The organism is Rothia sp. HMSC076D04 (genome assembly GCF_001814645.1).
In the GTDB taxonomy this organism is placed as follows: Bacteria; Actinomycetota; Actinomycetes; order Actinomycetales; family Micrococcaceae; genus Rothia; species Rothia mucilaginosa.
In genome coordinates, this window is sequence record NZ_KV817365.1 from 213,881 (window position 1) to 214,099 (window position 219).

The following is a 219-nucleotide window of genomic DNA, read 5'->3' on the forward strand; positions in this document are numbered from 1 at the left end:
TATATCAAGGCGAATAATGAAAGATTCTCAACGAGTAGATGATGATAATGAAGTTCCAAATAAGTATATCAAGGCGAATAATGAAAGATTCTCAACTGTCCTATGAGTCGCACGCGGCGAAATATAAGTATATCAAGGCGAATAATGAAAGATTCTCAACGACAAAACGGCCGAGCCGCCGGGCAACGTAAGTATATCAAGGCGAATAATGAAAGATTC